16 protein-coding genes are annotated in these 20969 nt (G+C 54.3%); 12 read left to right on the top strand and 4 right to left on the bottom strand.

Annotated features, from left to right (window positions below; all coding sequences use genetic code 11):
• The first annotated feature begins 139 nt into the window (after positions 1 to 139).
• The 8 genes from F0P93_RS20535 (at position 140) to F0P93_RS20500 (ending at position 12726) form a co-directional block, all read left to right on the top strand.
• A complete protein-coding gene (locus F0P93_RS20535) occupies positions 140 to 1891 on the top strand; it encodes a DUF4091 domain-containing protein (RefSeq protein WP_150879422.1) in 1752 nt (583 codons plus the stop codon).
• A gap of 159 nt (positions 1892 to 2050) precedes the next feature.
• Positions 2051 to 5158 carry a SusC/RagA family TonB-linked outer membrane protein gene (locus tag F0P93_RS20530; RefSeq protein WP_225309571.1) on the top strand — a complete coding sequence of 1036 codons (3108 nt, stop codon included), beginning with the start codon at positions 2051 to 2053 and terminating at the stop codon, positions 5156 to 5158.
• Between the two features lie 11 nt (positions 5159 to 5169).
• Positions 5170 to 6642, top strand: a complete 1473-nt coding sequence (locus F0P93_RS20525; RefSeq protein ID WP_150879421.1) for a RagB/SusD family nutrient uptake outer membrane protein — start codon at positions 5170 to 5172, stop codon at positions 6640 to 6642.
• 44 nt (positions 6643 to 6686) lie between these two features.
• Positions 6687 to 7949, top strand: a complete 1263-nt coding sequence (locus F0P93_RS20520; protein ID WP_225309570.1) for an Nramp family divalent metal transporter — start codon at positions 6687 to 6689, stop codon at positions 7947 to 7949.
• Positions 7950 to 7969: 20 nt separating this feature from the next.
• Positions 7970 to 8986: an NAD-dependent epimerase/dehydratase family protein gene (locus F0P93_RS20515; protein ID WP_150879420.1), complete on the top strand. Its 1017-nt coding sequence runs from the start codon at positions 7970 to 7972 to the stop codon at positions 8984 to 8986.
• A gap of 11 nt (positions 8987 to 8997) precedes the next feature.
• The gene (locus F0P93_RS20510; RefSeq protein WP_150879419.1) at positions 8998 to 10071 is read left to right on the top strand and encodes a dihydrodipicolinate synthase family protein; all 1074 of its coding nucleotides are present in this window, start codon (positions 8998 to 9000) and stop codon (positions 10069 to 10071) included.
• 2 nt (positions 10072 to 10073) lie between these two features.
• The gene (locus F0P93_RS20505) at positions 10074 to 11234 is read left to right on the top strand and encodes a plastocyanin/azurin family copper-binding protein (protein WP_150879418.1); all 1161 of its coding nucleotides are present in this window, start codon (positions 10074 to 10076) and stop codon (positions 11232 to 11234) included.
• A 4-nt stretch (positions 11235 to 11238) separates the two neighbouring features.
• A complete protein-coding gene (locus tag F0P93_RS20500; protein ID WP_150879417.1) occupies positions 11239 to 12726 on the top strand; it encodes a PQQ-dependent sugar dehydrogenase in 1488 nt (495 codons plus the stop codon).
• A 16-nt stretch (positions 12727 to 12742) separates the two neighbouring features.
• Here the strand turns inward: F0P93_RS20500 and F0P93_RS20495 are convergent, their stop codons facing one another.
• The 4 genes from F0P93_RS20495 to F0P93_RS20480 all read right to left on the bottom strand — a co-directional run bounded on the left by F0P93_RS20495 (position 12743) and on the right by F0P93_RS20480 (position 17702).
• A complete protein-coding gene (locus F0P93_RS20495) occupies positions 12743 to 13525 on the bottom strand; it encodes a DUF4249 domain-containing protein (RefSeq protein WP_150879416.1) in 783 nt (260 codons plus the stop codon).
• Positions 13526 to 13560: 35 nt separating this feature from the next.
• Positions 13561 to 15942: a TonB-dependent receptor gene (locus tag F0P93_RS20490; protein WP_150879415.1), complete on the bottom strand. Its 2382-nt coding sequence runs from the start codon at positions 15940 to 15942 to the stop codon at positions 13561 to 13563.
• Positions 15943 to 16092: 150 nt separating this feature from the next.
• Positions 16093 to 16815 (bottom strand): LytR/AlgR family response regulator transcription factor, encoded by a 723-nt coding sequence (locus tag F0P93_RS20485; protein ID WP_150879414.1) that lies wholly within the window; start codon positions 16813 to 16815, stop codon positions 16093 to 16095.
• Positions 16812 to 17702 (bottom strand): sensor histidine kinase, encoded by an 891-nt coding sequence (locus F0P93_RS20480; RefSeq protein ID WP_150879413.1) that lies wholly within the window; start codon positions 17700 to 17702, stop codon positions 16812 to 16814. Before F0P93_RS20480 ends, F0P93_RS20485 begins: the two co-directional genes overlap by 4 nt.
• A 415-nt stretch (positions 17703 to 18117) precedes the next feature.
• On the opposite strand from F0P93_RS20480, the gene F0P93_RS20475 reads away from it, so the two are divergent.
• The 4 genes from F0P93_RS20475 (at position 18118) to F0P93_RS20460 (ending at position 20903) form a co-directional block, all read left to right on the top strand.
• Positions 18118 to 18465, top strand: coding sequence for a hypothetical protein (locus F0P93_RS20475; protein ID WP_150879412.1), 348 nt, complete (start codon positions 18118 to 18120; stop codon positions 18463 to 18465).
• 123 nt (positions 18466 to 18588) lie between these two features.
• Positions 18589 to 18987, top strand: a complete 399-nt coding sequence (locus F0P93_RS20470) for a hypothetical protein (RefSeq protein ID WP_150879411.1) — start codon at positions 18589 to 18591, stop codon at positions 18985 to 18987.
• A gap of 272 nt (positions 18988 to 19259) precedes the next feature.
• Positions 19260 to 19757, top strand: a complete 498-nt coding sequence (locus F0P93_RS20465; protein ID WP_225309590.1) for a Crp/Fnr family transcriptional regulator — start codon at positions 19260 to 19262, stop codon at positions 19755 to 19757.
• Positions 19758 to 19934: 177 nt separating this feature from the next.
• Positions 19935 to 20903, top strand: a complete 969-nt coding sequence (locus tag F0P93_RS20460) for a zinc-binding alcohol dehydrogenase family protein (RefSeq protein ID WP_150879404.1) — start codon at positions 19935 to 19937, stop codon at positions 20901 to 20903.
• Positions 20904 to 20969 lie beyond the last annotated feature (66 nt).

Raw genomic sequence — 20969 nt, 5'->3', positions numbered from 1 at the left:
CACTGGAAAAGTCTCCACTCCGTCAGCCGGTTTTACAGAAACCGTAATTAGCGGAGCCGGATATTGATTTGTCTTTGCAACACGCTTGTTATCCCGTTTCGCATCTTCCTTTCGGATTGCGGACAGGAAAGTGATGACTATGAAAAAACACCTTGCCTTTCTTCTGTTGCTGTCTGCGTTCGGGTGCCTGGCGCAGTCAGCCAGCCGCGACACTTACGCGGAATTGCCCGATCCCCAACCCGCCGATCAAGCCAGTTGGGCGTTGGTCCAGCCCGGTTTTTACGTTCGGTTTGCCAGCGCCGATGTCCGTTTTCCCAAACGGGCCGCTCCCGCTCCCCAAACCGTTCGGGAAGGCTGGAATCCGCAGGCCTGGAAAGGTGAAAAAATCCATACGCAAATCGTGATCTGGAGCCAGTCAGCGTTGCCGCAAACCCGGCTGAGCTGGTCGGAGCTGAAAGACACAAAAGGAAACACGATTCCGAAAGACCGTGTCACCGCCGGTTTTGTCCGGTATGTGATGACCGACAGGTTGCCCGCCGAAGGCGGAGGCTGCGATGAACGCCCGCCCGGCAAATACGATTCGTCGCTGGTGGCCGACCCCATCGACCTCACCAGCGTGCTGGATATTCCGCGCCAAACCACGCAGCCGGTGTGGCTCAGCGTTTCAGTTCCGCCAACCACCCCCGCCGGGCAGTATTCCGGCACTGTAACAGTGGGTGGTTCCGCAGCGAAACCGATCGATTTGTCCTACCGGGTTACCGTGCAAAACCGGACCCTGCCTCCGCCGAAAGACTGGAAATTTCACCTGGATCTGTGGCAGAATCCGTATTCAGTGGCCCGCGCTCACGGGGTGAAAGTCTGGTCGAAAGAGCATTGGACGGTCATGCGGCCTTACATGAAAATGCTGGCCGACGCCGGGCAGAAGTCGATTACGACCACGATTATCAACGATCCCTGGCGCAGCCAGACGGAAGATGTCTACGGCTCAATGGTGCAGTGGACGAAGAAAAAGGACGGAACCTGGGCGTTCGATTACACGGTTTTCGATCAATGGGTGACGTACATGATGGAACTGGGCATCGACCGATTTATCAATTGTTACAGCATGATCCCGTGGAACCTGAAATTCAGTTATTACGACGAAGCCGCCCGAAAAGATACCTTTCTCATTGCCAAAACCGGTACGCCCGAATACGACGCCCACTGGCGCCCCATGCTGACCGATTTTGCCAGACACCTGAAGCAAAAAGGCTGGTTCGAAAAAACCACCATTGCCATGGACGAACGTCCGATGGAATCCATGCAGCAGGCCCTGGCACTGATCAAAAGCGTAGACCAGAACTTCCGGGTGTCGCTGGCGGGACTCTACCATCCCGAGCTGGAACAGAATCTGATCGATTACTGCGTCGCCACCAATCAGGTTATCGATGCACCAACCCTGCAGCGCCGACGGCAGGCCGGTTTTAATACCACCTATTATACCTGTTGTACGGAGCGGTATCCGAACACCTTCACGTTTTCGCCCCCGGCCGAGGCCACCTGGATTAGCTGGCATGCGGCCCATAAAGGGTACGACGGCTATTTACGCTGGGCCTACAATTGCTGGGTGAAAAATCCCCTCCAGGATTCCCGGTTTCGGACGTGGCCGGCTGGCGATACCTACATCGTATATCCCGGACCGCGCACGTCGATCCGGTTCGAGCGACTCATCGAAGGCATTCAGGATTACGAAAAAATCCGCATTCTGAAAGGTGAATTCCGGGCGAAAGGCCAGACCGACAAAGCGCAACAGTTGGAAAAAGTCCTGAACCGTTTTGAAATTTCGGCCTTGGACAAAACCCCGGCGGCAACCCTGCTGCAACCGGCCAAAACCGCGCTCAATTCCTTTTAATCTGGCTCACAAGAGCAGTTTTAGCCGTTCGATACGGGCGAATGCCCGTATTCCTGGCCGCGCTTTTTCGAAATTAGTTCGCACTGCCCTCCTGTCTGGCAAAAGCTATCCATCCCAGTGTATTAATCGGTTCGAACATAAACAATCAAATTAGCCTCTATGAAAACAGTTATGCACACGTGTCAGCGCCTGCTCTGCGTCCTGGTTCTGCTGGGTTGCTGCAGCGCCCTGAGTTGGGGGGCGGCATCGCCCCCCGTTCGAAACAACCGGCTGCTGGAGTGGCAGATTTCGGGAAAAGTGACCTCCGAAAAAGGCGAAACCCTGCCCGGTGTTACGGTTATTCTGAAAGGCAGCTCGCTGGGAACCTCGACGGATGCTACGGGCAACTACTTTCTGAAAGTGCCCGAAACGGCCGGAACGCTGGTGTTTTCGTCGGTGGGAACGGTCACCAAAGAAGTTCCGTTCAGCGGTGCCGGGGTGATCAATGTTGCGCTGAATGACGATGCCAAAGCCCTCGAAGAAGTGGTGGTAGTGGGCTACGGAACCGTGAAGAAAAGCTCGGTGACGGCGGCCGTCTCGAAAATTGAAAACAAGATTCTGAACGAAATTCCGGCGGGTCGCGCCGAGACGGCGCTGGTGGGTCGGCTGGCGGGCGTCAACGTGTCGCAGACCCGCAGTTCGCCGGGTTCGGCCCCGCTGATCCGGATTCGGGGCGCGGGCTCGATCGATGCCGGAAACGAGCCGCTGGTGGTGATCGACGGTTTTCCCGGCGGGAGCCTGGGGCAGATCAATATGAACGATGTGGAGTCGATTGAAGTCCTGAAAGATGCGTCGTCGTCGGCTATTTACGGCTCACGGGCGGCTGGCGGGGTCATTATCGTGACCACCAAGCGGGGCAAAACCGGGAAACCCCGGTTCAACTTTAATGCCTACTACGGTTTTTCAAAAGCCCGGCTGCACAACGACTGGCTGTCGACGGAAGACTATTACAACTACGCCGTGAAATACCAGAACCGGGAATATAGCTGGATTGGCGGGGATGCATCCATTCCGGTTTGGGGCGATGCCCGCCGGCCAGCCCAGTATCAGGTGAGCGACACTGTGCGCCGGAGTGCCAGCACCATCTGGCAAAACGAAGTGACCCAGGTTGCGCCCATTCAGAGCTATAATCTGTCGATCGGGGGCGGGAATGATAACGTGAAATATTACGTATCGGGCGTGGTGCTGACCGAACAGGGAACGGTCAAAAATACCGACTACAACCAATACGGTGTCCGGGCCAACCTGGACGTGAAAGTCAGTCCGGTAGTGAGCCTGGGCTTCCTGTTGAACCCGACCTACGCAACCCGCCGGATTGCGCCAACGGACATGGTAAGTCTGGTGAAGTATCCCAACTTCGTAGCGGAGCAGCGGCCGGACGGCACCTACCCGAAAGCCCGCGATTACTGGGGTCAGAATGTGACTTCGCAGGCTAATCCGATGGCCATTCTCGACGGAACGTTCATCAACGCCTATTCCCTGAACAACGTCGGCGAGCTGTTTGTGGCACTTGATCTGATGGAAGGATTGCGGTTTAAATCCTCCGTGGGAACCAACATTTCGTACAACACCAACGAACGGTTTCAGGCGAGTTATGCCACCAACAACGGCATCACCAACGGTTCGGCCAGCGATTCGCGCAGCATCAACCTGATCAACGAAAACGTACTGAGTTACAACAAAACCTTCGGTGGGGTGCATGATTTCAGCGGCTTGCTGGGCGCGTCGTACCAACGCAACACCTCGCGGAACGCCTACATGGCCGCCGTGGCGGGTTCCTACAACAACGACATCATTCATACGCTGAACAACGCCATCATCGACCCGGCTTCAACGGCCACAACCAAGTCGGAATGGGGCCTGATTTCGTATTTCAGCCGGGTCAATTACGGCTACAAAGAAAAATACCTGCTCTCGGCTTCGGTGCGGGCCGATGGTAGTTCGCGGTTTGGACCGGCCAACAAATGGGGTTATTTTCCGTCAGCTTCGGTAGCCTGGCGCGTTTCGCAGGAAGAGTTTCTGAAAAATAGTCCGGCCATCAACGAACTGAAACTCCGGGCCAGCTACGGCGCAACGGGAAATTTTAACATCGGAGACTTCGATTACCTGGGCCGCATCAGCAGCGTTTTCTACGCGCCCAATGGCGTGCTGACAAAGGGTCAGGTCCAAAGCTCGTTCGGCAACAACAACCTGAGCTGGGAAAAAACGAGAGGTTACGATTTCGGGGTGGAACTGGGCATTCTGAAAAACCGCCTGAACATCACCGTCGATTATTACGACAAACGTACCACCGATCTGCTTTACAACGTTTCGATCCCGGCCATTACCGGTTTCACCAGTTCGATTTCCAACGTTGGCGACATCCGCAACAAAGGGATTGAATTTGAAATCCAGTCGAAAAACCTAACGGGCGGGCTGAAATGGCAGACGTCGTTCAACCTGGCCCGCAACCGCAACAAGGTCGTTGATCTGGGCGGAGTTCAGGAGCGAATTACAACCGACACCTACGGCATGAGCTGGATTCTGCGCCTGGGTGAGCCGATGTTCTCCTATTATGGCTACAAAGCCATCGGCGTGCTGCAAAATGCGGAACAGGTGAAAAGTACGCCGGTTCTGGTGGGTTCAAAACCGGGTAACCCGATCTACGAAGACATCAACAAAGACGGCAAAATCGACTCGCAGGACAAAGTAATTCTGGGCAATTTTCAACCGAAACTTTTTCTGGGAATGGTCAATACGTTTTCCTGGAAGGCCTTCGACCTGAGCCTCGCCATGCAGGCATCGCTGGGCGCCAAGATTTACAACTTCGAAAACCAGTTCTATCAGGGCAACACGCTGGGTGCCATGCGTCGGTCGCTCGTCGAAAACCAGTGGTGGTCGGAACAGGAACCGGGCGACGGCAAAACCCCCGCCAGTGCGCTGAGCCAGTTGAATTTCCAGGGCGCGTCGGATGTGTACATCGAAGACGGTTCATTTCTGGCCGTTCGTAACATCAATCTGGGGTATACGCTGCCGGGCGTGCTGGTTCAGAAACTCCGGTTGGGAAGCTGCCGTGTGTATGCCTCGGCTAATAACCTGGTGTTTGTAACGAGCAAGAGCTTCCACGGCTACAATCCGGAAGGCTACACGAGCGGAGAAATCGCCGGGGTGGGCAGCCGACCGGGCTATAATTCCGGTTCCGAGCCCGTCAACCGGGTGGTTACGTTTGGTTTAAATCTGAGTTTCTAACCGAAAACGACATGAAAATCAATCAACTTTATAGCGGTTTCCTGCTGGCTTTGACCCTCGCGCTGTCGAGCTGCCACGACAGTTTGCTGAACCCGACGCCCGAATCAGTCCTGACGTCAACCAATTATTACAAAACCGCCAAGGACATGGATCTGGCGGTGCTGGGAATTTATAACCGGCTGCAAAGCCGGAAACCGGGCGATTATCTGCTGATGGAAGTGCCGGGCGACAACCTCTATATGTCGGCCAACACTTCGGTGGCGGGGGCACCCGAAATCGATCTGCTGGCGCTCAATTCCGACAATCCCATCGTAGCAGACTTCTGGGAAAATACCTACAACGGTATTTTTCGCGCCAACTCCGTGCTGGCCAACATCGAAACGCCGACGGATTACCGAGGTACGCAGAAAGACCAGTTCATTGGGGAAGCCAAGTTCATGCGGGCCTTGTTTTACTTCGATCTGGTCCGCATTTTTGGTGGTGTTCCGAAAGTAACCAGCCTGCTTTCGATTGATGCCGCCAGCACCTTGCCGCGTGCTTCGGAAGAAGAAATCTACGCACTGATTGTGGACGATCTGAAAGACGCCATTGCTAAATTACCGGTGCAAAGTGCGATGGCCAGAGGTCGTGCCAGCAAAGGGGCGGCTACGGGCTTGCTGGCGAAAGCGTATGTGTATCGCAAAGACTGGGCGAATGCCAAAACGTACCTTGACCAGATGGCCACGTTCAACTACAGTTTGCTGCCGAACTTTGCCTCCCTGTGGACGCTGGAAAATGAAGACAATGCCGAGGTCTTGTTTGCGGTCAAATACATCGACGGCACCAATGGACAGAACCTGTCGACGGCGTTCATTCCAAATGCCGGAGCCATCAACATTGTCAACCGGGGTGCCGAAGTCGCCTTGCCGTCCTGGAGTTTGATGAAAAATTACGTGGAAGGCGATACGCGTTATGCCTCCACGGTTACCCAGTTCTGGGTGCCGCCGACCAAACCGACCGACCCGCCGATCTGGTATCCGTTTGTCAGCAAATATGCCGTCAAACACACGTTTGAATCGTCGGGACTGGATTTGCCGGTGATGCGCTACGCCGACGTGCTGTTGCTGAAGGCCGAAACGCTCTATGAACTGAATCAGCCGGAAGCGGCTTTAACCGAACTGAACAAAGTGCGCGCCCGCGCTTTTGGCAACACCACCCACAACTACAAACTGACGGACATTGCCAGCCGGGATGCGTTTGTCGACAAATTACTGCTCGAACGCCAGTTGGAATTTGCGTATGAAAACGAACGCTGGTTCGACCTGACGCGCACTGGCAAACTGACCACTGTGATGACCAAAGAGGAGCGACTTTTCAATTATTCAACGAAGACGCCCGTAACGGTTCAGTTGAACCCCAAAGCATACATGAAGGCGTTTCCGGTTCCGCAGCGGCAGATTAATCAGTCGGCACCCGGTATTTTGACACAGAATGAAGGATATTGACGCAGGAAGTATATCTTCGAAACAACCTTACTTTTCTGAAAATCATGCACCCCAAAACCGCTGACTCACCGAATGAAATGCCTGTGCAACCGGGCCGCACGTCGCCCCGGACACTAAAAGCCTGGCTGTCGTCGCTGGGTCCCAGTATCATCACAGCCGCGCTGGTTTTCGGTCCCAGCAAAATGACGATTACCTCAAAGATGGGGGCCGAATACGGCTATTCGCTGCTCTGGATCATTGTGATGGCCATCTTTTTTATGATCGTTTTCACGGCCATGGCCGCCCGGATCGGTCTGGCAACGAACCAATCCCTGCTGGCGACAATCCGGCAGAAGTGGGGCAATCCGGTGGCGGTCGCGGTGGGAATCGGGGTTTTTCTGGTAGCCACCTCGTTCCAGGCCGGCAACTCCATCGGGGTCGGAATTTCCATCGCCGAAGCCACGCATACCCCGGTTAACAGTTGGATTGGCCTTTTCACGGTTTTGGGAATTAGTCTGCTTTTTTTAAAGTCGTTTTATAACGTGCTCGAACGGCTCATGATTCTGCTGGTTGGCGTGATGCTGGTGGCTTTTATCGCCACACTGACCTTTTCGGGGCCGGATTATGCCGAGGTCGTGACCGGTTTCGTACCGTCGCTGCCCGTGGGTTCGCTGGGGCTGGTCATCGCGTTTACGGCCTCCTGTTTTTCGATTGTCGGCGCGTTTTACCAGTCGTATCTGGTGCAGGAGCGGGTGCGGGTCAATCCGAAGGTGCGGGATGAAAACGTGGATACCGTCACCGGGATGTCGCTGATGGGGTTGATGAGTGCTACGGTTTTGATCTGTGCTGCGGCCGTTTTGCACCCGAAGGGCATCAAAGTGACCAGTGCCTCCGACATGGGAAAAGCGCTGGAGCCGATTTTTGGGCAATATGCCTCGGTGCTGTTTCTGATCGGGTTGTTCGGCGCTTCGTTTTCGTCGCTGGTCGGCAACGCCACCGTCGGCGGAACGCTCCTTGGCGATGCGCTGGGCTACGGCAGTCAGTTGGGTTCCAAACGGGTCAAATACCTGATTGCGCTGGTCATGGTATTCGGGGCTTCGATTGCCATGATTTTCGGAAAGTTGCCGCTCGACCTGATCATTTTTGCCCAAAGCATTACCATCCTGGTGGTGCCTTTCATCGGGGTGGCGATGTATACGATTGCCAACGACCGCCGGATCATGGGCCGCTACGCGAATTCGACCGCCGTCAAAGTGGCCGGGGCATTAGGCTTGCTGGTCATTTTCGGGCTGGCGCTGAGCAATGTCAATCAATTGTTTTTCAAATAAAGGACGCCTTAAGCAGTAAAATGAACGATTTACACGCGTTGGAACAGGAACTGATCAAGCCCTCGACGGCTTTGGTTTCCGATTTACACGAACTGGATGGCGATATCCTCATTCTGGGGGTTGGCGGAAAAATGGGGCCGAGTCTGGCGCGACTAGCCAGACAGGGCATCGATCAGGCTGGTATTCTGAAACGCGTCATCGGCGTTTCCCGGTTTTCGGACCCAAAGCTCCAGGGCGAACTCGAAGCCGATGGCATCGAAACGATTTCGGCTGATTTACTCAACGAAACGGATCTGGCGGCTTTGCCAGCCGTGAAAAATGTGCTCTATCTGGCCGGAACAAAATTCGGCACCACCGGCAAGGAAGCCTTCACCTGGGCGATGAATGCGTATTTGCCCGGCCGGGTGGCGGAGAAATACCGCAACTCGCGGATTGTGGCATTCTCCACCGGCAATGTCTACCCGTTTACACCGGTAACATCCGGGGGCGCAACGGAAGAAACCGCCCCCGAACCCGTCGGCGAATACGGACAATCGTGTCTGGGCCGCGAGCGGATTTTTCAGTATTTCGCGGAGAAAAACAACACGCCGACGCTGATTTACCGCCTGAATTACGCCATCGATCTCCGCTACGGTGTGTTGCTGGAAATTGCCAAATCCGTCATCGCCGAAAAACCGATCAACCTGGCGATGGGCAACGCCAACGTCATCTGGCAGGGTGATGCCAATGAAATGGCCCTTCGGTCGCTGCGGCATTGCGACGTGCCGGCCAAAATTCTCAACGTCACCGGCCCCGAAACCGTCTCGATTCAGTGGCTGGCGCAGGAGTACGGCAGGATGCTCGGCAAGGCTCCGGTTTTTGTCAATGAAGCCCAGCCAACGGCTTTGCTGAGCAATTCGTCGCAGGCCAACAGGCTGTTCGGCTACCCACGCGTCACCTTGCGGCAGATGATGGAACTGACCGTCGCGTGGTTGCAGGGTGGCGGCACAATTCTGAACAAACCGACTCATTTTCAGGAGCGGGACGGCAAATTTTAATCCACAGCAACATGGCATTACGTTCTGATATCCAGCAGTTCTTGCACGCGGGTACGGTAATTCCGGCGCATCCCTTAGCCCTGAACGCGTCCCGGCAGTTTGACGAAAACCGGCAGCGTGGTTTAACCCGTTACTATATGGCCAGCGGAGCCGGTGGGGTGGCGGTCGGCGTTCACACCACCCAGTTCGAGATTCGCGACCCCCGAATCAATCTCTACGAAACGGTGCTGAAAGTAGCCGCCGAAGAAATCGAGAAGGCGCAACTGGATCGTCCATTCATCAAAGTGGCCGGTATGGTCGGACCCACCGAACAGGCACTGAAGGAAGCCGAACTCGCCCTGAAATACGGGTACGATTTGGGGCTGCTGAGCATGGGCGGTTTGCAAAACTGGACCGAAGCGGCCATTCTGGACCGCGTTCGTGCGGTAGCTGAGGTGATTCCGGTCTTCGGTTTTTATTTACAGCCATCGGTCGGCGGGCGCATTTTTAGCTACAATTTCTGGCATCAGTTCGCCGAAATTCCGAATGTTGAAGCCATTAAGGTAGCCAGTTTCAACCGGTATCAGACGCTGGATGTGGTGCGGGCGGTTTGTCATTCCAGCCGCCGGGATGCCATTGCGTTGTATACCGGCAACGACGACAACATTGTGGCGGATTTGCTGACGACGTACCGGTTTACGGTCGACGGCAAAACCGTTGAAAAGCGGTTCGTGGGCGGTTTGCTGGGGCATTGGGCCGTTTGGACGAAAAAAGCCGTCGAACTGCTGGACGAAATCAAAACCTGCCTCAGCAACGGAAACGACGGGCTGGCGGACCTGCTGACGCGCAACGTCGAAGTCACCGACAGCAACGCGGCTTTCTTCGATCCGGCCCACGGTTTTCACGGCTGCATTGCCGGGATTCACGAGGTGCTGCGTCGGCAGGGACTGCTCGAAGGGCGCTGGTGTCTGAATCCGGCGGAGGAGCTGTCGCCGGGGCAGATGGACGAAATCGACCGGGTTTACGCGGCTTATCCGCACCTGAACGACGACGATTTTGTGGCAACGATCGGGTCCGAACACTCCTCACTCCAACGGGCTGATTAAGGATGCGAACGAAAACCGCCGTTGCCCGATTCCGACCGGCAAAAAGAGGGTTGTTCTTCCTTTTTCTGTGGGTAATCACGGGCAAGGCACAGGCTGCTGAGCAGCCGACTCCCGTGGATTCGGTCGCCGTGGACACGGTCTTGACGGTTTCGCTGAAAGCCATCGCGGGTTTGCAATTCGACCGCGTGCGGTTTCGCGTCAAACCGGGTGCGCCGGTTCGCGTCACGTTGGAAAATACTGACGATATGGCTCACAATCTGGTGATTACCAAACCGGGTGCGCGGCAGGAAGTCGTCAATGCGGCTTTGCAACTGGGGGAACGGGGGCCAGCCGCTCACTACATTCCGCAGTCGTCCGCCATTTTGTGGACCATTCCGGTGGTGCTGCCGGAAGAAACCGGTTCAGTCACGTTCATCGCGCCCGCCGAATCGGGCGTTTATCCCTACGTTTGCACCTTTCCGGGACACGGTTTTGTCATGTACGGCGCCATGTATGTGACGGAAGGTCCGCTGCCCGCTCTGAAAGACGATCCGGCGGTTCCCGAAAACCGCCGGAAAGCCGATTCGCCACCGACGGCCAGCCACGCGAATCACGCGCCCGAACGGTTTCATCCCTACGAACCCGCACCTCCTTTTTTGTACCGGATTTTTATGCCGGATGCCAGCCCGGCGGCCATTGCGGTTAGCCTGCCCCACGCGGTGTCGTATTGCTGGGATGCCGGAACCTGTCGGTTGCGTTACGCCTGGCAGGGCGGTTTTCTGGATCAGTCCAAACTCTGGCCGGGGAAAGGCGATACGGAAGCCAAACTGATTGGAACGGTTTTTTTTCGCGATGCAACAGGCTACCCCCTCCGGACCAATTCGTCATCAAAACCGCCCGCAGTTGATTTCAAGGGGTATCAGTTGCTCGACCGCTATCCGGAATTTCATTATTCGGTCGATGGGGTGGAGGTGTACGAACTGATTCGTTCGAAGGAAAACGGCAACGGCCTCCTTCGCCGGTTTAAAATTCCCAACGCCAGCGGCCCCGTCCGGTTTTTGACGGCTCCGGACGATGGCGTGCGCTACCAGGCTTCGGCGGGAAAATGGGCGGATGGCTCTCTGGAACTGTCCCCCAGTGAGGCCCGGGAATTTACCATCACGATGACGAAAAGAATCGATTGAAACCATGCTCAAACCAGGGTTGTTGCTCAGTACGTTAAGTTTTCTGCTGTTCGTAGCCGCCATTCGGGAGGACCCGAAACCGGTGGTAAAAACCGCGTACCGGGTCGAAACGATTCCGATGCCTGAAGGGCTGAGCAGCGAAACCGGAGCCATTGCGTTTCTGCCCGATGGTCGGCTGGTGGCGGCTTTTCACCGGGGCGAGGTGATGATCTACGAGCCCAAAACCCGGAAATGGGCCTTGTTTGCCGAGGGTTTGCACGAACCGCTGGGGATTCTGGTGGTCAGCCCCGCCGAACTGATCATCATGCAACGCCCGGAACTGACCCGCGTGAAAGACCGTGACGGTGACGGGAAAGCGGATCTATACGAAAAAGTGACGGACGCGTTCGGCATATCCGGCAACTACCACGAGTTCAATTATGGCCCCATCAGAGATAAAGACGGCAATCTGTTCATTGGCCTCAACACGGCGTCGCCCAACGGCGGGGTTCGGCGCGAAGTGCGGGGGGCGCTCGATACGCTGGCTGCCGAGCATCCGAAGCAGATGTTTTCGCCGGTTTCGTACCGGGGCTGGCTCCTGAAACTGACGCCCGATAAGCGGCTGGTGCCATACGCCAGCGGTTTCCGGTCGCCGAACGGGCTGGCTTTCGACGCCAGCGGGCATTTGCTTGCCACCGATAATCAGGGCGACTGGGTGGGAACGAGTCCGCTGTACCACGTTCAGGAAGGTAAGTTTTATGGGCATCCGGCCAGTCTGGTCTGGGAAAAAGGCTGGCGGGGTGGGAATCCGCTAAAAATAGAGCCGTCGGAACTCGACAAAAACCGCACGAAAGCCGCCGTTCTGTTTCCCCACGGCATTCTGGCGAACTCGATCACGCAGCCGGTTTGCGACCAGACCGGGGGACGGTTTGGCCCTTTTGTCGGACAGCTTTTCGTGGGCGAAATGAACCAGGACCGGATTTTGCGCGTGATGCTGGAAGAGGTCGGCGGTCAATTGCAGGGAGCCTGTATTCCGTTTCTGGACGGGCAGGGATTGCGAAAAGGGAACAACCGGCTGGCTTTTGCGCCCGACGGCAGCCTGTGGACGGGTCAGAACGACCACGGCTGGGCGGGCGACCGGGGCATCCAGCGGATTGTTTTTACGGGAAAACCGCCGATGGATGTCTACCGCATGAACCTGACTCCCACCGGATTCGACCTGACGTTTACGCAGCCGGTCGATGTGGCTACGGCCCGCCAGCTTAGCCAGTACCAAGTTCGGCACTATTTTTACGAATACCACAAAGCCTACGGTTCTCCACAGTTCGACGTTCAGACGGTGCCGGTTTTGGCCGTCAGCATTTCGCCCAACCGCAAAACCGTCTCCCTCACGCTGGCGGCCTTGAAACCGGGGTTGATTTATGAACTGACCCTCGGCAACATCAAAGGAGCTCAGGGCGAACCGCTGGCCAACAAGCTAATTTGTTATACCCTCAACGCGTTGAAACAGTAGGGCATCGGCTTCCTCTTTATCGGATGACAACCGTCCGTTTTTGCGATGTGTAAGCACTGAAATGGCCCAGCGCACCCCCCGAAAGGTTTGTTTCGGGATTGGTCGGCGATGTGCCCTGGTTGATGTTATTGCCCTGAAGCTTCATTAAACCGTTGAAATAATCAAAAGCAGACTTCGGCAGGCATTGCATATCGACGGTAATGGTATCGCCCGGATGAATCTCTTCTGAATTCAGGATGGTTTGCCGAACCTGATTGCCATTGGTGAACACATCCGAGCGGACAAAGACGTCCGGGGCGGGTAGCCCGTTTCGGGACAAAGTCCAGCGATAGTAATTAGCGACGGCAGCGGGATCCTGATAAACCGCTACCATCTTCGTTTCGGTATTGAAGCGGGTCACCTCTTCATACGTTAACGAATCAAAATGAACCCCTTCGGGCATCGAGGTAGTGGCGGTATAGGTTTGGCCGTCGACCACCACGGTTAGGGCGTACTGGTGGCCCGGAATGCCACGGATTTTCCGGATGGCATACACGCCGGGGGACGATTGGGAAAGCACTTCATTCTGCTGGGTGGCAGCATCGCGGACGGAAACGGTTGCGTTCGTAACGGGCGGGAACTCATTTTTGAGTAGGAAATCGACCGCTGACGTAATCAGAATTTCGTTACCGGTCGAGTCGTCGGTCAGTTTGCCTTCAATGACAAGCTGGTTGCCTACCGCCCTCAAATCCAGTTGAATGGTTTCGACACAGGCGGTCAGACCGAGGGCTAGCAAAAGAAAGAGAGAAAAGGAGCGCATGAGCAAACGAAAAGGAAGACGGGAATCGTCGGCGATTAAAATTTGAAATTGTAGGTGATGTAAGGCACAAACTGGAACAGCGTTACGCGTTGTACCTGTGTGATCGCGGGGTCGTCGGGGCTTTGTTCAAAATTGATCGCATACGGATTGGCCTGTCCATAGGCGTTGTAAAGGCCAAATGCCAGATCCGATTCGAAGTGTCGGCGTTTCTTAAAGTTCACGGTGGCTCCCAGGTCCAGCCGATGGTAGGCGGGCATCCGGTAACCGTTCCGTTCGGTATAATTGAAAAAGACGGCCCCGTCGATGCGGTATTTTCCCGTCGGAAAACTTACGGCATTGCCCGTGTTGTAGACCCAGGTTCCTGACAGGGTCCAGGTCGGGGATAGTTTGTAGATGCCAACGATCGAAATGTCATGCGTGCGATCCTGTTTGGCCGCATACCAGGAACCGTTGTTGATACCTTCGATCTGTTTTTCTGTCCGCGACAGGGTGTAGCCAATCCAGCCGCTGAGGGCCCCGGTTTTTTTGCGGAACAACCATTCGGCTCCGTAGGCCCGCCCTTTCCCGAAGAGTAACTGGGTTTCCAGGTTGTCACTGTACGTAAAATCGGCACCATTGCGGTAATCGATCTGGTTTTGCATGGTTTTGTAATACACCTCCGTGCTGAATTCGTAGGCATTGTCGTTCAGCTTCCTGACGACGCCGAGGGCCACCTGATCCGCGAGTTCGGGGCGGATGACGTTGCTGCTCTGCACCCAGCGGTCGTTGGGCGTCGACGCATTGGCGTTCGAGAGCAGGTGCAGGTTCTGCACGTTCCGGGTATACGACGCTTTAACGGACAGATCCGGTCGGATCGCATACGCCATCGACACGCGGGGTTCGGCATTCAGATACTGCTTCACGACTTCGCCACGGCCATACAGGAGGGTGTCGACGATGGTTTTGTTGGCATCCAGGGTATAATAATGGTTGCCACCCATAACCGAAAAAGCGGTCAGCCGCAGGCCATATTCAATCGTAAACGGATCGGCAGGTTGCCATTTATTGGTAAAAAAAAGGGCACTTTCGAAGGACGTCCGGGCCGGATCACGGGTGTTGTTGATGCTGGAGTTTTCGCCCGTAGCCGTTCGGGTGCGGGGGGTGATGGTATGGTGAATGATGTTTACGCCAAACCGCATCGAATTTTTCGGATTCGGGAAATAGCTAAATTCCTGTTTGAGATTGATGTCCTGAATGGACGACTTGAGATTGAACTGGTTGCTGCCGTTGTTGACCCCTACCTCGTAATCATACTGGCTGTAAATCAGGGAAGTATTGCCAAATAGTTTCGCGTTGTAGAGGTGATTCCAGCGGAGGGTGCCGGTTGCGTTGCCCCAGTTGATGGCAAACAAATCGCCCAGTCCGAACTGGTCGCGTCCGAAATAACCGGAGAGGTAGACTCGGTCTTTGGGCGAAATCGTATAGTTGAGTTTGGCGTTGAGGTCGTAGAAGTAGAGCGTATTTTTGTTCAGATCCGGATCGTTGGAAAGCTTCAGAAAGGCGTCGGCATAGGTTCGGCGGCCCGTCAGCAGAAAAGAACTTTTCCCCTTCTGAATGGGTCCTTCCAGTGCCAGCCGACTCGAGATGAGGCCAATACCGCCACTGGCGTGGAAATCCTGGTTGTTGCCATCGTTCATCTTGACGTCCAGCACCGATGACAACCGCCCGCCATATTGTGCGGGCATTCCGCCTTTGTAGAGGGCCAGGTCTTTGATGGCATCGGCGTTGAAGGTGGAAAAGAAACCCAGCAGGTGTGAGGCATTGTAAACCGGGGCTTCGTCGAGTAGAATCAGGTTCTGATCGCTGTTGCCGCCCCGCACGTTGAAACCGCTGCTGCCCTCGCCTGCCGATTTGATACCGGGCAACAACTGCAACACCTTGAGCGGGTCGCGTTCTCCCATCAACACCGGAATGTTTCGGATGTCCCTGACGGCCAGTCGTTCGATCCCCATCGTCGGGTTGGTGATGTTTTCGTTGGCCGTGGTGGTTTTAACGACGACTTCCTCAAGCATTTGGGACGATTCGGTGAGGACCAGGTCCAGTTTTTGGCTGGACGTTAAGTCAACGGCCACGACCTCATCGGCAAAACCCAGCAGGGATATTTGGAGCTGGTAGTGGCCCTGTGGCAGGGTAAGCGAATAAAAACCGTATTCATTGCTAACCGTTCCGGTTCCGGGCCGTTCTTTCACCCGAATGGTGGCACCAATCATCAATTCTCCTGATTGGGCGTCTTTAACCGACCCGCTGATGGTGAAATTTTGCTGGGCGCAGAGGTTCGTCAAAAAGCGGACTGATGGATCAAACGCTGCTGATGCCCTATCGGCCATGCCAATGAAGCAAAGAATAGTCAGGCCCTTCAGAAAGAAACTGCGGTTCATCTTGTCTGGTGTTAAATCAGGACAAACCTAGCCGTTCCGGATGCGGGCTGTTGGGAAACTTGACGTGAAACAGACAAAGAGAAGCCTGAAACGGACAGAACGATGGGTTATTGTTGCAGCCAGGTCAGGAATTCTCCGGCTTTTGCTTTGCTAATGATCACCGGTTCGGGTACGGGGGCGGTTAATTTGACGACCAGTTTCCGGCTCAAAATACCGCTCTGCATTCACGATGCTCTGTCGATGAATGATATACTGTCGATTGGCGCGGAAAAAGGGTTGCGGAGACAATAAGGCTTCCAACTCATCCAGTGTTTGGGTAAGGACAAAACGTTGATGGGATTGACTGGTTGCCGAGACTAGCCCGGACTCGTAATGAATGAACAGGATGTTGGCCACGGGCAGCGGAATAATCGCATCGCGGTGGTATACCAGCAGCGAGGTCGGAAAGGAGGGGAGACTGAGTTGCTCGAGTACCTGTTTAAAAAAAGGAAGGGTCGGAAGCGGTTGCGGGGCGGCTCGAGTCAGATTTTCGTATTTTTTCAGGGCCGTCGTCAGTCGCTCCGGCTCAACGGGTTTCAGAACATAATCGATGCCGTTGGTTTCGAACGCCCGAATTGCATACTGGTCGAACGCCGTACAGAAAATAACCGGGCATGTGATGGTAACGGTTGAGAAGATCTGGAAGCTAAGGCCATCGGCCAGTTGAATATCGGCGAAGATCAGATCCGGTTGCGGATTGTCGTTTAACCAGCCGATTCCTTCATCGATGGACTGCAGAATCGCAGCGACTGTCCAGTCCGGGCGCAAGCGGGCGAGCAAACCGGTTAGTTCGCGGGCGGCCGGAACCTCATCTTCAATGACGATTACTCTCATACCCTCAGCAACGGGATTTTAACGGTCCAGGTGAATTCATCGGCGATAATATCGATTTTCTGCCGGGCAATCGTCTCATACCGCATCTGAATATTTTTTAAACCCAATCCCGTCGACGGCTCCACCGTATGTTTAGGCTGCCGGTTGTTGCTGACGATGAGGCTATCTTTTTCACTGGAGATGCGGATGTAAAAGGGTTTATGCAACGTGGCTGTATTGTGTTTAATCGCATTTTCAAGGAGAAGCTGGATCACGAAGGGCAAAACAGACCGGAGATACACGGAGGGAGCAATGGCGATATCGCACCGGATGCTATCCCCAAACCGGGCCTTCTGAATGGACAAATACGCTTCTGCAAAAGCCAGTTCATCCTGTACCATGACCACATCGGCGGTCGTATGCCGAAGCAGATAGCGATAGACCTGGGCCAGTTGAATCGTGAAGACCTTCACAGGTTCTTCCTGGCTGATGCTTTTTAGCGTATTCAGGGAATTAAACAGAAAATGTGGGCTAATCTGTTGCTTCAAAACCTCCAGACGGGCTTTCAGATTTTCCTGCTTGAGACGCTCGTTTTCCAATTTAGCCGCCTGTGATTCCTGGTTTTGTTTCAGGTAATAGGCTACAAAAAACATGAAAGAAGACAGCACACTGCCGCGCAGCAGAACCCAGGCCAAACGTCTGGAAGCCGGGATCTCCTTCCAGAGTACACTGAGATTAAATACAGAGGCCATCAGGTAATCATACGGCAAGTAAAGAGCCAGTGTAAAGAGAACGCTTCCCGGGCCGACGGTCCAGCGGGGGCGAAAAACAGAAACGATGCGTGGTTGGTTGAGCACATATTGATGAAAGACCCAGCAACTAAAACCATGGGCGAACGTGTAGGACATGGTCGCTGCATAATGGGTAAAGTCATTGTTTTCCAGTCGAATGAACCGTGGAATAGATACCAGTATGGCGACTGCCAGGGAGAGAAAAAAGCCTATTTTAAGGTGAAAATCGCGCACAGGAAACAGACCGAAAAGGGTTTTAGGCCATCAGGATCATACCCAATTTCCAAATAAAGGTAAGAAATGCCATGCGTTTACCGGATTCTGATCGGGCGTTTTTGCGTACCCGTGAAATCGGGGATTCCTTGCAAATCGTCTCTGCACATTTTGGCACTTTTTTTGTATTAAGTTGAATTTATCGGACAAGTGCCAACGCTGGCTTTGGCGAAGGCATGGCAGAAACCACCGGACTTTGCTGTTCGGGCATTTTGCGAACTTTCAGGGACGCAGTAACCTACAACGGCTTTACCAAATCATGATTCAGTTACCAGTTGAAGACGCGTTAAACGAATTCCTGAAAACCTTCACCGACTTCGGATTTATCCAGGGTAATCACCTTGTCTACTGGAACGAACGGTTTGCGACCGCCGATCCGGCCCGGTTCATCCCGGTTGTTGAAGCCGTGGTTCGCTATGCCATTGATCAGGGCGAATCCGTTCCTTTTGACCGGTTTATGCTTTTCTTGAACAAAGGCAATTTCGATTTGTGTTTCCGCACCGTCAAAGCCTACACCGTCTGGTTTTACGACACGCTTACGGGTATGCTGAACGCTTCTGCCAATTTGGCCAACCCCTTCAGGCAGGAAGCCGATCAAGCGATTTAAGAGACAACGGTCCTGTTTTTCCCAAAAGTAACAGGGATTGACTCATCTGTGACAGGGTTTTTTTGCCCGGAAGCGGACCTTTGGTTCATTCAAAACGGACAACCAAACTAAACTTCTCACGCCATGAAAACGCTCACCAAATCCCTGATCATAGCTTTCCTGTTCACGAGCCTGACGGTTCCGTTCGCAGTAACCAATGCGAGCCAACCGAAACCCGCCGGGAAAGTGCAATCGTATCAAAGCAGTTTATACACCGATGTGGAGGGTAAACTCCGCGTCGCCGTCGATAAAATGATCGGCGGTATCGTTGAAGTCCGGCTGGTCAACAGCACCGGGAAGGAATATTTCGTTCAGCGCGTCGGGCGACGGCAACGGATAGCACGCATCAAGATGGATCTCAATGCGTTGCCCGACGGAGCCTATCAGGTGGTCGTTACCGACGGGTTTGATACCAAGGTCAACAACGTGGTGCTTGCTACCCAACAGCCTGCTATGACGGGGCGGTTGATCGCACTCAACTAATGTACGTTGCAGGATTTAAGCCGTGAGTGTGTCAAGTTGGAATTCGCTAACTTGACACACTTTTCGGGTTTTCTGCGGTCGTGGTTGCTACAAAATGGATCATCGCTACGGGACGAATGGTGCAACCCGGCAGATGGTTTCTCCGACCCGGTTGCTTTTCCATTCAATTACTCGCTTGAGCATGTCATTCCAGTTACTCATAAAGCATTTTCTACTTACCCCTGACTGAAAGAGAAGTGCAGCTTTTTGAAGGCCGGGTTTCACAATGGTAAATCAAATGTCGGCAAGCCATCCTTCAGGAAGGGTTTCCGTGTCAACACTATTCGTTTGTTCTGGGCGGTTGCTTTCGCATGTTTGCGGTCGATCGCAAAGGCGTCGACCATACGATCCAATTCGCGGCTGAAACGAACTGGATTGCCGATATCGGCAGCTTTCATTCGGAGAAACCCAGCGGTCTTTTTATTGAAGCGATTGAGCCATCTCTCATCCTCCAAATCGAGAAACAGGATCTCTATTTTCTCTGTACCAACATTCCTAAACTAGACCGCATTTTCAAAGTCATTATCGAGAACAAGGATGTAGAACTGCAAACCCGCTTCCTGCAAACGATCAGCTCCACCGCCCAGGAACGTTACCTCACCTTTCTGGAACAATACCCCGCCCTGGCCTTGCGGCTCTCCAATACGCCAATTGCCTCTTACCTGGGCATTACTCCGGAGTTTCTGAATAAAATCCGAAAAGACCTCGCTACCGCCCAACGCCATTCTTAACCTTTCTTAAGCCTATTTCTTAAGAAACCTTATTGGTACATCCACGGGATTCGCCGGACCTTTGCAGGGTCAGTTAAACCCGAGCAGGCTGTTCAATCTTTCAGCCGTGCAGACGAGCAGGCTTCCCTGGCCCGAATCGGAGATAGGCAGATGATACTCTTTAACTAAATAAAAAGCATGAAAGCGGCCGTTGTGTATCAACCTGGTGGACCCGATGTGCTACGCATTGAGGAGCGTCCGATCCCCACGCCCGGTGAAGGGCAGGTACTGGTTCGGGTGAAAGCCTTTGGCCTGAACCGCTCGGAACTGATGACCCGGAAAGGCTTATCGCCCCATGTCGGGTTTCCCCGGGTGCTGGGCATTGAGTGTGTTGGTCAGGTGGAAGTTGACCCTTCCGGAGCGTACCCAAAAGGGCAACCGGTTTTAGCCCTCATGGGCGGAATGGGCCGGGAGTTTGATGGTAGCTATGCCGAATACACGTTGCTTCCCAAAGCACTGCTGCACCCGTTTGAAAGCACCCTTCCCTGGGAAATTCTGGGGGCCATACCGGAAATGTTCCAAACGGCCTACGGCTCACTCTATCCGGCCCTGGCCATAGAAACGGGTGAAACGCTGCTCATTCGCGGGGGGAGTTCATCCGTCGGCATGCTGGCAACTCAATTGGCCGGTCTGGCGGGATTGACGGTGCTGGCTACAACCCGCAACCCGCAGAAAGAAAGTGCCTTACGGGCCAATGGCGCTACGCATGTACTGATCGATGAAGGGCGGCTTAGCGAATCCGTACGGTCTATTTTTCCGGAGGGTATCGATAAAGTGCTGGAACTGGTGGGGACATCGACCCTGCATGACTCGCTGCAGTGTCTTAAGCCCGGCGGCCTGGGCTGCATGAGCGGTATGCTGGCTGAAAACTGGACCATTCCCGATTTTGCGCCCATGGAATATATTCCCGCTACGGTTCGCCTGACTACCTATGACAGTGGTCAGATCACGAGTCCAACGCCCGTTTTTCAGGATTTCATTCGCCGGGTCGAAGCCGGTCACGTGAAGCTGGCCATCAGCCGTACCTTTACGCTCGATCAAATCGTGACCGCCCATCACTTCATGGACCATAATCAGGGGACCGGTAAGCTGGTGGTTCTGCCGTAACGAATTGTATTTTTTTTCGACCACCTGACCTCCCGGATCCAGCCCACCTGATTGATCATCAGGTGG

Source organism: Larkinella humicola (genome assembly GCF_008727875.1).
Classification (GTDB): domain Bacteria; phylum Bacteroidota; class Bacteroidia; order Cytophagales; family Spirosomataceae; genus Larkinella; species Larkinella humicola.
Note: the sequence above shows the minus strand (reverse complement) of the source record. Positions and strands in the feature narration are given on the sequence as shown.

What these genes read in the sequence shown, in the direction of transcription:
- F0P93_RS20485 (WP_150879414.1), bottom strand. Translation starts at nt 16,815, where the DNA reads ATGAGAGTAATCGTCATTGAAGATGAGGTTCCGGCCGCCCGCGAACTA.
- F0P93_RS20495 (WP_150879416.1), bottom strand. Translation starts at nt 13,525, where the DNA reads ATGCGCTCCTTTTCTCTCTTTCTTTTGCTAGCCCTCGGTCTGACCGCC.
- F0P93_RS20535 (WP_150879422.1), top strand. Translation starts at nt 140, where the DNA reads ATGAAAAAACACCTTGCCTTTCTTCTGTTGCTGTCTGCGTTCGGGTGC.
- F0P93_RS20480 (WP_150879413.1), bottom strand. Translation starts at nt 17,702, where the DNA reads ATGTCCTACACGTTCGCCCATGGTTTTAGTTGCTGGGTCTTTCATCAA.
- F0P93_RS20520 (WP_225309570.1), top strand. Translation starts at nt 6,687, where the DNA reads ATGCACCCCAAAACCGCTGACTCACCGAATGAAATGCCTGTGCAACCG.
- F0P93_RS20510 (WP_150879419.1), top strand. Translation starts at nt 8,998, where the DNA reads ATGGCATTACGTTCTGATATCCAGCAGTTCTTGCACGCGGGTACGGTA.
- F0P93_RS20525 (WP_150879421.1), top strand. Translation starts at nt 5,170, where the DNA reads ATGAAAATCAATCAACTTTATAGCGGTTTCCTGCTGGCTTTGACCCTC.
- F0P93_RS20505 (WP_150879418.1), top strand. Translation starts at nt 10,074, where the DNA reads ATGCGAACGAAAACCGCCGTTGCCCGATTCCGACCGGCAAAAAGAGGG.
- F0P93_RS20490 (WP_150879415.1), bottom strand. Translation starts at nt 15,942, where the DNA reads ATGAACCGCAGTTTCTTTCTGAAGGGCCTGACTATTCTTTGCTTCATT.
- F0P93_RS20500 (WP_150879417.1), top strand. Translation starts at nt 11,239, where the DNA reads ATGCTCAAACCAGGGTTGTTGCTCAGTACGTTAAGTTTTCTGCTGTTC.
- F0P93_RS20515 (WP_150879420.1), top strand. Translation starts at nt 7,970, where the DNA reads ATGAACGATTTACACGCGTTGGAACAGGAACTGATCAAGCCCTCGACG.
- F0P93_RS20530 (WP_225309571.1), top strand. Translation starts at nt 2,051, where the DNA reads ATGAAAACAGTTATGCACACGTGTCAGCGCCTGCTCTGCGTCCTGGTT.
- F0P93_RS20470 (WP_150879411.1), top strand. Translation starts at nt 18,589, where the DNA reads ATGAAAACGCTCACCAAATCCCTGATCATAGCTTTCCTGTTCACGAGC.
- F0P93_RS20475 (WP_150879412.1), top strand. Translation starts at nt 18,118, where the DNA reads ATGATTCAGTTACCAGTTGAAGACGCGTTAAACGAATTCCTGAAAACC.
- F0P93_RS20460 (WP_150879404.1), top strand. Translation starts at nt 19,935, where the DNA reads ATGAAAGCGGCCGTTGTGTATCAACCTGGTGGACCCGATGTGCTACGC.